Annotated in this window: 7 protein-coding genes and 1 pseudogene; 2 read left to right on the top strand and 6 right to left on the bottom strand. The window is 66.7% G+C overall.

The genetic code is table 11. The features are described 5' to 3' along the window. Window positions 1-336 precede the first annotated feature (336 nt). Entirely contained in the window at window positions 337-666 is a 330-nt protein-coding gene (locus ACFUJR_RS37560) for a transposase (RefSeq protein ID WP_383451207.1), read from the top strand. A 156-nt stretch (window positions 667-822) separates the two neighbouring features. Next, window positions 823-1629, top strand: a pseudogene (locus tag ACFUJR_RS37555) (transposase family protein). An 83-nt stretch (window positions 1630-1712) separates the two neighbouring features. Here ACFUJR_RS37555 and ACFUJR_RS37550 read toward each other — a convergent pair. The 6 genes from ACFUJR_RS37550 to ACFUJR_RS37525 all read right to left on the bottom strand — a co-directional run bounded on the left by ACFUJR_RS37550 (window position 1713) and on the right by ACFUJR_RS37525 (window position 10082). After that, window positions 1713-2270, bottom strand: coding sequence for a GNAT family N-acetyltransferase (locus tag ACFUJR_RS37550; protein WP_383179163.1), 558 nt, complete (start codon window positions 2268-2270; stop codon window positions 1713-1715). Window positions 2271-2558: 288 nt separating this feature from the next. Beyond that, entirely contained in the window at window positions 2559-2879 is a 321-nt protein-coding gene (locus ACFUJR_RS37545; RefSeq protein WP_383179166.1) for an AzlD domain-containing protein, read from the bottom strand. Beyond that, the gene (locus tag ACFUJR_RS37540; RefSeq protein ID WP_383179169.1) at window positions 2872-3606 is read right to left on the bottom strand and encodes an AzlC family ABC transporter permease; all 735 of its coding nucleotides are present in this window, start codon (window positions 3604-3606) and stop codon (window positions 2872-2874) included. The genes ACFUJR_RS37545 and ACFUJR_RS37540 overlap by 8 nt, the downstream gene beginning before the upstream one ends. Window positions 3607-3689: 83 nt before the next feature. Next, a complete protein-coding gene (locus tag ACFUJR_RS37535; RefSeq protein WP_383179173.1) occupies window positions 3690-7631 on the bottom strand; it encodes a BTAD domain-containing putative transcriptional regulator in 3942 nt (1313 codons plus the stop codon). A 631-nt stretch (window positions 7632-8262) separates the two neighbouring features. After that, window positions 8263-9711: an aminopeptidase P family protein gene (locus tag ACFUJR_RS37530; RefSeq protein ID WP_383179176.1), complete on the bottom strand. Its 1449-nt coding sequence runs from the start codon at window positions 9709-9711 to the stop codon at window positions 8263-8265. Window positions 9712-9944: 233 nt separating this feature from the next. After that, entirely contained in the window at window positions 9945-10082 is a 138-nt protein-coding gene (locus ACFUJR_RS37525; RefSeq protein ID WP_383174415.1) for a hypothetical protein, read from the bottom strand.

Genomic DNA, 10082 nt, shown 5'->3' with positions numbered 1-10082 from the left:
CAGCCACGTGATCATTCTGGCCGTCCAGTGCCGCCCGGAACAGCGACCGGGCGGCACGTCACGACGGGGCGAACGTTGCCTGATGCGGCACTAGAGAGGGATCGACTGAACGGGCTGGTGGAGCGGGTTCACCGGGTCCTGGTGGGGGATCCGGACCCCTCGGTGATGCCGGCGAATGTGGTGGCTGGGCTTGGAAACCGTATTTCAACCGATCATGGCTCGTGTGGTCCGAACAGGCTTCCCACCTGGGTGATCTTCCCGTTGCACGCACAGGAAGACAGGGCCTCTCGGTAGCTCGGGGACGCGAGTCTGACCGAGCAGTACCGGGAGGCTCTGGTGTCCTTGTTGTACGTGTCCGAGCCCGGCCGGTTCAACTCGGCTGCGCCATCGCGTGATTGCCTCGCGCATGCGTACTGCAACGCGGCCAGCCATCCCGATCGGGTACGGCGGTATCCGTCGGACAGGACAGACGCGGAGTGGGCGGCCGTGCGGCTGTTGCTGCCGGTGCCGGCCTGGCTGAACGGGCGGGGCGGACGCCCCGAGAGATACTGCCACCCCCAGCTGCTGAACGCGGTCCGCTACCTGGTCGCAGGCGGGATCTCCTGGCGGCGCTGCCCGCAGACTTCCCTGCCTGGGGCCTCCGCCGCTGGCGCGAGCACGGGCTGATCACCGCGTTCCACGACCGGCTGCGCGGGAAGGTCCGCGAACGAGAGGGGCGCGAGGGCGAGCCCACGGCGGGGATCATGAGCCGTTCCTGTCTCTGCGGGGTGAAATGGCAGGTCAGCAGGGGTGCGCAACGAGACGAGGCTCCTGGTCGTTGCGGTGGTGTTCTCCACGCACCACGCATCGTCCGAGGAGCCTCGCTTGGTCCCGTATCGTGCCACGGTCGACGTCCCGCATGAGCTGGTCGAGCACGCTTCCTGGCTCATCTACGCACGAAGGTGTGAACGCCGTTCGCGGTGGCGGAAGCTGGGATGCTTCCAGCAGGCCCTGCTCGCGCTGGTGCACCAGCGCAAGAACAAGACGCTGCCCGCCCTGGCAGCCGGCTTCGGCATCCTCCACAGCCACTGCCTGGCGCTACATCGACGAGACCCTCGACGTCCTTGCGGCATGGGCGCCCGGCCTGCACAAAGCCCTGACCGGGCCGGGCGAGGGCAACTTCGTCATCGTCGACGGCACCCTGCCCCCCACCGACTGCATCGCCGCCGACGAACCGTACTACTCGCAGAAGCACCACAAGCACGGCATAAACGTGCAGGTCATCGCGCGACCCGACGGCACACCACTGTGGTTCTCCCGCGCGACGCCGCGCCGCACCCACGAACTGACCGCGGCCCGAGCCCACGGCATCGTCCAGGCCCGCCTCACCCGGCAGATCCTCGTTTTCGCGGACCGCGCCTACCAAGGCACCGACGCCACCTTCCGCACCCCGTACTACCGTCACCGCGAACAGCCCGAGCACTACCAGCAGTTCAACCGCAACCACGCCAGATTGAGAGCTCCCGGAGAACGGGCCTTCGCACAGCTGAAGTCCTGGCGACCCTCCGACGAGCCAGAAGCTCCACCCACCGCATCAGCACCATCGTTCAGGCCGTCCGCACCCTGCTGACCTGCGGCTACTCAGGATGAAGACGGCTCAGTGTTGTCCGTCCAGTGTTTTCGGCTCGTTACGAGCGGTCTGACACAGCGGGCGCAGCAATGCAGAAGGCTCGCTATCGATTTAGATCATTCGCCAGTGCTGCGTAGACGTACTCACTGCCCCAACGAGCCCCATCAAGATCGTTCTCGACAAGGTGTGCCTCCCGCCGCATGCCAAGCCGCTCACACAATCTGATCGATTCGGTGTTCTCAACGTCGAGCCGGGCGAACAGGCGATGCACGCCGAGTACATCAAAGGCCAACGCGGCCACAGCCCGCGCCGCTTCGGTCGCGTAGCCACGCTTCTCATACCGCGGGTTGAGCGCCCACCCGATCTCGGCCTGACGTGCGTGGGCACTGGCGAGCGTGATGGTGACCTCCCCCATGACTCCCGGCTGTTCCTGTCGGCAGATGGCTAGTGCCACTTTGTCCCCGTCTTTGATCCACGCGGTGCCCGACACTCGTTCGGCTACTACCTTCTCGCAGCCCTCTCGCGTGTGCGGCGGCCGATAGAGATAGGTCGCGACGCTCGAAAGACCCTGGTAGGCGTACAGGTCCTCGACATCATCCGGATCGAACCGTCTCAGCACGAGTCGGCTCGTGGTGATCGGTACGAATGAGGTAATTTCCATGGTTCTCCAAGGCTGGCCATAAGGCGGAACAGAGGTGTGGCCGATGTGCAAGCTTGTTGGCGATCGTCACCGCATCGACTGGCAGCATTCAACATCTATTTCAGGCGCTTACGCGCAGCACACATTTCTGCGGCCGGCACCTGAATGCAATGCGCAGGTAGAGCACGAAGGGACCGCTAGCCCGATTGCGGTTCGATAGTGCTCCACATGGTTCCCGAGGTCGGCGGTGGAACAGCTTACAGAAGTTTCCGGCATGGTCGGCACATAATCAGGTTCCTTCCCTGATCGTCACGCCAGCTCCAAGAGGTAGTCGAGCGCGAATGCCACGAACAGTCCACCCAGCAGCGCTGTCAGAAAACTGGCTGTGCGTCGCCAGACGAGCCAGCAGACCACGGCAGCGGCCAGAGAGGGCACAGCGCCGGAAAGGCTGACTTCTCCCTCCGGGGCGACCAGGGCAGGAGCGACTATGGCAGCCAGCACGGCCGGCGCCACATAGGTGAAGCATCGAGCGGCGAAGCGCGGCGGTTCGCTGCGAAAGGCGACGAGGAAAGCCGCACGGGCCGCATAGGTGCCGATTCCCACGGCGAGCAGTACGAGCCATTCACGCATGGCGGCCCTCCCTCCACAGGCCCGCCGCGATCCCCGCGGCAGCACCCGCTGCCAGGTTCAGACCGAGCGGGAGCCCGGAGGCCGCCAGGCTCACCAGTCCGCCGATACCCGCGGCGGCGTAACTCGCGGTCGTCTTCAGCGACGGCAGGAGCAGGAGAAGGAAGGTGAGCGGTGTGGCAACAGTGAGAGGAAGCGCGGCCGGCAGGGCATCTCCCAGTAGCACGCCGGCCCCGATGAGGACCTGCCAGCCCGCCCAGCACACCAGGCTCACGCCGATCATGTACTGAAGGCGGTCCTGAGAACTTCCTCCGCCGTCCTTCCGTTCGTACCGCGCGTGGGCCAGCGCGTACATGGGGTCGGCGAGGGCATAGGACAGGGCCCACCGCCAGCGCTTCGGCCAGTCACGAGCGTAGGGAGCGATCGACGCGCTGTACAGCAGGTGCCGGGCGTTGATCACGAGTGCGGTGAGGATGATGACCACCGCACCAGACCCGCCTCCGAGCATCTGGAGCGTGACTAGTTGAGCAGCTCCCGCGCAGATCAGCCAGGAAGAGGACCACGCGGCGAACTGGTCCACTCCCGAGGTAGCCATCGCGGTGCCCAGGGCCAGGCCCAAGGGTATGTAGGCAATGACCACGGAAAGGGCATCGCGACACCCTTCTCGGAAGCGAGGCCCCCCCACACCACCCAGAGGCCGACCGCCGGCGGCGGCAACTGATTCGGGCATCTCTTACCTCTCGCATGGAGTCTGGACACCCGAAATATGGCAAGCGGCCTTGGCAACGGCCTGCAAGAGACCTTGCAGCCCGGCTAATCAGCGGCGAGAGCGCGGTTCACGTCGACGAGTTCCAGGGCCGTGGCGATCTCCTGCGCTGCCATGCGATGACGCTGTGCGTCAGCGGACCGGCCCTCTTTGCGGAGCAGTCGGGCGATCAGCAGGTGGCATCTGGCCTGGCTGGGTACGGCACCGATAGCCGTCGCGGTGTCCAGCGACTCGTTCGCGTACCGCAGAGCGGTCGCATGGTCGCCGAGTCGGTAGCTGGCCTCAGCATGCAACCGCAGGGCAGCCGAGCGGGTGAGGGGGTAGCCCCATTCGGCTGCCAGCGCGGCCGCCGCGGCGGCGTGCCGGGCGGCCGTCTCGGCTGCCGCGTCGGCGAGTGATGTGCGGGCAAGGCCGAGGTGAGCGCCGGACTGCCACAGGGGTGACTTCGTGCCTTCTCCCGCCTGGAGCAGGGTCTCGCTGAGCTGGACGCTTTCCTCGACGTGGCCCAGGTCGGCGAGCGCTTCCGCCAGAAACGGTTCAACCCATCGGCTGATGAGCGGCATGCCGGTCTCCGCGCAAGTGGCGTGTGCCTGCTGGAGAGGAGGCAACGCCATTTCGGGGCGCCCACGATGGAGTTCGAGGATGCCGTGACCGAGGGCGGCGACCACAGTGTCGATCGGACGGTCCACTTCCTCAACAACCTTGTCGGCCTCCCCAAGCCGCTCCGCGGCGCGCCCGAAGGCGCCGAGCATGCTGTCACACATGGACATGAACGCGAGGGCGAAGAGTGGGCGTGTCCCCGCCATTCCCAGTCGTTCGGACAGCGGAGCCGCTGTCCGTTCGCGCATGTCCATTTCGATCAGGCGCTCGACACCTTGAGGGTCACCCGCGAAGGTCAGGCAATGTCCGAGGGCCAGTCGGCACTCACCAGCCAGCGCCTCGTTCCCTAGGCGTTCGGCCAGGCGCAAGGCGTTCTTCACGACATCCTGGGCCGCGACCGCGTGACCGCGAGTGAGGAGCAGGTAGCCCCTATGGAGGGTGACCAAGAGCAGTCGCTGCTCGTCTCCGGCCTCCGTGGCCAGCTGCTCGGCGCGTGCCAGGTGCGCGAGCATGCGATCGAACTCCCCCATGGCGTGGAGGGCCGGACGGAGCTGGATGTAGAGGTCGATCTCCCGCACCGGGTCGGGCGGTAGGTGCTGCTGCGCCTCCAGTGCCCGCTCGAGGAGGACCGCGGCCTCCCGGTAGGCACATCGATGCAGAGCACGCTCCCCGGCGCGGCTGTGGAGGTCCACGGACTCACTCCACCGTTCCGCTTGCATGGCGTGGTGCGCGAGGCGCTCCCATCGACTCTCGGCTCTGCCTTCATGACTGTCGGAGAGCGCCTCCATGGCGCGGGCGTGCATGGTTCGGCGCTGCGCCCTGGGGAGGGACGCGTAGGCGGCGTCGTGGACGATCGCGTGCTTGAAGACGAAGCCACGCTCGGTGCCGTGCTGCCGTTCGAAGACGAACTCGGCCCGGTGGAGCCCGGCGAGGTCCTCGTCGATGTCGTCGAGCTCCTTGGACAGTACGCGTGCGAGAAGCCTGACGGAGCCCTCTGTGCCTACGACGGCGGCTGCCTGGAGCAGCCTCTTCTGCGCGGCGGAGAGCCGGTCGATCCGGGAAGCCAGAAGCCCGTGGACGCGAGGCGGGAGCCGCAGTGGGGCTGTGGCGTCCCGCAGAACGTAGTCCCCGGACTCACCAGTGAGGGCGCCGGTCTCGGCCAGGGCCCGGACACTCTCTTCCAGAAAGAGGGGAACGCCGCCGGTCCACGCCGACAACTGCGCCCGGAGGGCGTGGACCGTCGAATGAGAGCCGAGGAGTTGCCCGACCAGGTCCGAGGACTGGCGCTGGTCGAGCGGATCGACGCGTACCAGAGTGAAGTGCGAGCGGCTGCTCCATCCCGGGTCGTGTTCAGGACGGTAGGTGACAACGAGCAGGACGCCTGCCGCGGAGATCCGGTCGACGATCGAATCGAGGACCGCGAGGGTCTCACCGTCCAGCCAGTGAGCGTCCTCCACCAGGAGCAGCAGCGGTCGCTTCCTGGCATGACGCAGGATTGTCTCCGTAATGGCGGAAATCGTCCGGCGGCGTCGGATGCCGGGATCCAGCTCCGCCCAGTGCTGGCCGTCGGCTTCACCGACGGGAAGCCCCAAGATGCTGCACAGCGCGGTCGCATGGGCCGTCGCCGAGTCTCTTTCCTCCACCGACCGGCGAACGATCGCCGCCCCGTCCTCGGGTGAGGTGTCCTCCGCGATGCTCAGCAACCGCCTGAGGGTGACAAGCAGAGGATGGAACGGAGTGGCCGAGTCCACTGGGTTGGCGGAGACTCCCACCTGCAGCCACGACGTGGGGACGCGAAGGCTGAATTCGTACACGAGCCTCGACTTCCCCACGCCGGGAGCGCCGACCACGCCGGCGACGCCGCCGTTGCCGCGCTCGACCCCCTCGGCCAAGCCCAGCAGCAGATCCAGCTGCCGCTCACGCCCTACGAGTGCCGATAGCCCACGCCGGGCGCGGGCTTCCCAGGCGGTCGTGGCGGCCACTGACACCAACCGGACCCAGGGATCCCGTTCCGCGGCATTCGTGGGGCCGTCCACGGTGATCAAGCCCTCGGAGAGCCGACGAGTGGACGGGCTGAGGAGAATTCCTCCCTCGGCCCGCTGCTGCGCGTGCCGCGCAGCCTCGATGATCGGGCCGATGGCTTCGTAGCCCTCTGCGGTGTCACTCTGCAGGCCGCGCAGCAGCACCTCGCCGGAGCCGCATGCCACCGAGAGCGGTACCTGACCATCCAGAGTTCCGCTCCTGGCCTGCAGCGCCTCCGCCGCACGGCAGGCGCGCAGAGCGTGATCCTCCGCCGCTACCGGTGCCCCGAAGAGAGCGGTCACTCCGGAATGGCTGACCTCGAGCACCGTGCCGCCGAAGCGGTGCACCGTCTCCACGACACCAGCGCGCATCACCTCCAAGCGGTCCGCGAAGACCTCGGGATCGGATTCGTCGTGGCCGGGGTGCGTGCGGGCGGCAGGCGCCTTTGTTCGCGCGTCGGCGGCTGCGAAACCGGCGACCAATACAGTGACAAGTTTCCGTTCAGTCGGGAGCGACGCCTTTGTGGCAGGTGAAGCACCGGCCTTTGGTGCCTCGCCCGGTGCTGGGGTGGCCGCCGGAGCGGCGGGCACGTTCTCCGTGCCTGTGGCGACCGGCGCGGAGAGGGTGGGGGCCTGAAGAAGGATGTCCTGCTGTAGCCGCTGAAGCTCTGCCGACGGTTCGACTCCGAGTTCATCGTTGAGCAGCTGACGATAACTGTGAAAGGCGCTGAGTGCCTCGGCCTGACGTCCGGAGCGGTAACGGGCCAGCATCAGGGCGGCGCGCATGCGTTCCCTGAAGGGGTTCTGACGTACCAGTGCCTCGAGATCCCCCAGTGCTTCGCCGTGCCTTCCCAAACTGATCAGCGCTTCGGCAAGGTCCTCGGACGCGTTGAGCCGCAGTTCCTCCAGCCGGACAGCCTCTGCGACAGCGGCCTCGTCGTCATCCAGATCCTGGTAGGGGCGGCCACGCCAGAGCCGCAGTGCTCGACGGAGCAGTTCGGCCTGGCGCTTGCGGTCTCCTTCGGTCGCATGCTCGGCTTCGCTCACCAGTTCCTCGAACGCCAGTGCGTCTACGCGCGTCACGTCAACGGAAAGGCGGTATCCACTTCCCTCGGTGCTGATCGTGGCGTCGACGCCGGCATCTGCCAAATGTCGGCGGAGGCGGAAGACGTGGGAGTGAAGAGTCGCCGTCGTCCCCATCGAGGCGCCGTCCCCCCAAAGGGCGAAAGTGAGGCGGTCGGCGCTCACTGTCCGGTTGGCATCCACGACCAGGGCGGCCAGGAGGCGCCGCTGCTTGCTGCCGAGGCTCCGGGCTTCGCGGCCGACGGTCAGTGAACCGAGGACAGCGATGTCTGTTGGTGTCCCCACGGAAAACCACCTCGGGTATACGAATCGGACATTCATACTACTGAGTCGCGACCGAGGTGACAAACAAATCGGCCAAAGAGATTGGCCTGAGCAGAGCGCTCGGGAGATTCCGATTTGCGGACGAAAACCGAACCCGGACATACCTCACGTTGCGCCGGACACAGCCCGCATCCTACGGACCATCAAGGCGTGGTGCCAGGCTGCGCGCGGTCGGCCGACTTGGCCAGCGGCCCGTCGAGCGCGATCGAATCGGGACAACCGGTGATCAGTGACGTGACATTCAAGGCCGAACCCGAGACGTCTATCGCGGGCGGTCCCCGCGGCGCCCCATGCCGCGCTGGGGCCACCCCACAGAACGTGACGCCGACGGGACGGTCGGTCGAGGCCCCTGAGATTCGACCGACCGCCGTTTCGCCTCGCTTCACCGGGCCGGCGTCCGGCGAAGCGCTCACTCGGCGCTGACGCGCGTTCAACGCCCGACATTCGCATGGTTCAGGTTGATCGCGTCCGTGCCTATGGTCACCTCCTTCCCTACGAGAAGAGCACCTCGCAATGCGGGGCCGACGCGTCGCCCGCTGGTCGAAGCCTCTCGGCCGCCTCTTCAAGTCGTCTGCCATAAGCCTGCAGGCGGTCAGCTCGGCTGACGGGGGCCGGCCTCCCTCTGGTTCGCGAGCCAGGTCTCTACCTCATCGGCTCCATTGGGCAGAGCGGACGTCAGGACCTGTGGACCTTCCGCAGTGACGAGAACGTCGTCCTCGATTCGAATGCCGATGCCACGCAGTTCTTCGGGTACGAACGCGTCGTCCGGCTGGAAGTACAGACCGGGCTCCACCGTGAGTACGAAGCCCTCCTCGAGAGCGCCCCCGCGGTACTTCTCGATTCGCGCCTGAGCACAGTCGTGGACATCGATGCCGAGCATGTGACCGAAGCTGGCCAGCGTCCAGCGCCAGTAGAGCATCGAGTTCTTGTCCAGGGCCTCGTCTGCGCTGACCGGCAGGATGCCAAGCGCCTCCAGTCCCTCAGCCAGCACCCGCATGCACGTCTGGTGCACGTCCTCGAATGCGACACCTGGCCGGATCGCCTGGATGCCGGCCTGCTGCGAGGTGTGGACGATTCCGTACAGTTCCCGTTGCAGTGGTGTGTACTTCCCGGAAACGGGCACGGTGCGGGTGACGTCGGCGGTGTAGAAATGCCGGTTCTCCACGCCCATGTCCATCAGCAGCAGATCGCCTGGGCGAACCACACCATCATTGCGGCCCCAATGGAGAGTCGCGGCATGCGCCCCGGCGGCAACGATGGACAGGTAGCCCACATCGTTCCCGTCGTGACGGGCCCGCGCCCAGAACAGTCCGTCGATGAGCCGCTCGGACACACAACGGTCCGACGGGAGAGCCCGGGCTACATCCTCAAAGCCACGGACGGTCGCATCGGCCGCGTCCTGCAGTTGAGCGATCTCCCAGTCGTCCTTGACCAGGCGAAATTCGGAGAGCAAGGCTGCGAGTTCTCGATCTCTTCCCGAGTTGTCGGACTTCGGCACCATGCCGTCGACGTACGAGGAGACCCCCCGCAGTACACGGGTCCGCGAGGATCGCAGTCCTCGCAGGACGTCGAGGTCGGCCAGATCGGCGGTGTCGATCCCCAGAGCCGCGGCCTTCTCCGCGAGTGTGGGACGGGAACCCACCCAGAGCTCGCCGTACTGAGCATCCCGGTAGAACGCGTCGGTCGCCCTGGAGGAGGGAGGACGTGTGTACAGCACCGAGCGGTGACCTCCGGCCGTCGGATGCATGACCAGCACCGAGTCAGGGTCGTACTCCCCGGTCAGCCAGGCGAAATCACTTCCAGGCCGGAAGGGGTAGCAGGTGGAGTTCGAACGCACTTTCTCCCCGCCGGTGGGGACCACGAGTGTCTCCCCGGGAAACGCGTGCGACAGGCGGTCCCGGCGGCGGGCATGGTCTGCGACGACCTGGCCGGAGGGGGACGGGGCCAGTGTTTCGTCCCGGACCCATCCCTCGCGCATGAATGAGCGCAGCGCTTCCGGAAGCCGAGGGTCATGGCTGCGCAGGTCCTCGGTAGGATCCATGGGTTGTTGCTGCCTTTCTCGTGACTGTCGATGGACGCCAGGCTGTTACTGAGTCCGGTCCCATCTACTCCGTCGGACCCACTGGGGCGGCGGCTGGCGAAGGCACACCGTCTGCCGGTGCGATGAAGTCTGGCTCGTCCACGACGAAGGCGGGTTGGCTGCTTGCGTTTCTCGGAACGCGGCGTGGACGAATGACTGACGTCGTGTCCGGCCCAGCGCGAGGGACTTCCTCTTCAGTTCTTGGTTCCCTTCTTGGCGCCGGGGGTGGAGCCGTCAGGTGCGAGGGCGTGCCATGTGCCGTCCACGCCGTTGCCGGCGGTCTGTCCCGGTGCGGTGTCGCCCGTGTAGCGGTAGACCGGCCACCCGGCCAG

The sequence above is a fragment of the Streptomyces sp. NPDC057271 genome, assembly GCF_042668715.1.
GTDB lineage: Bacteria > Actinomycetota > Actinomycetes > Streptomycetales > Streptomycetaceae > Streptomyces.
The sequence above is the reverse complement of the archived record's forward strand: the minus strand, read 5'-3'. Positions and strand labels throughout refer to the sequence as shown.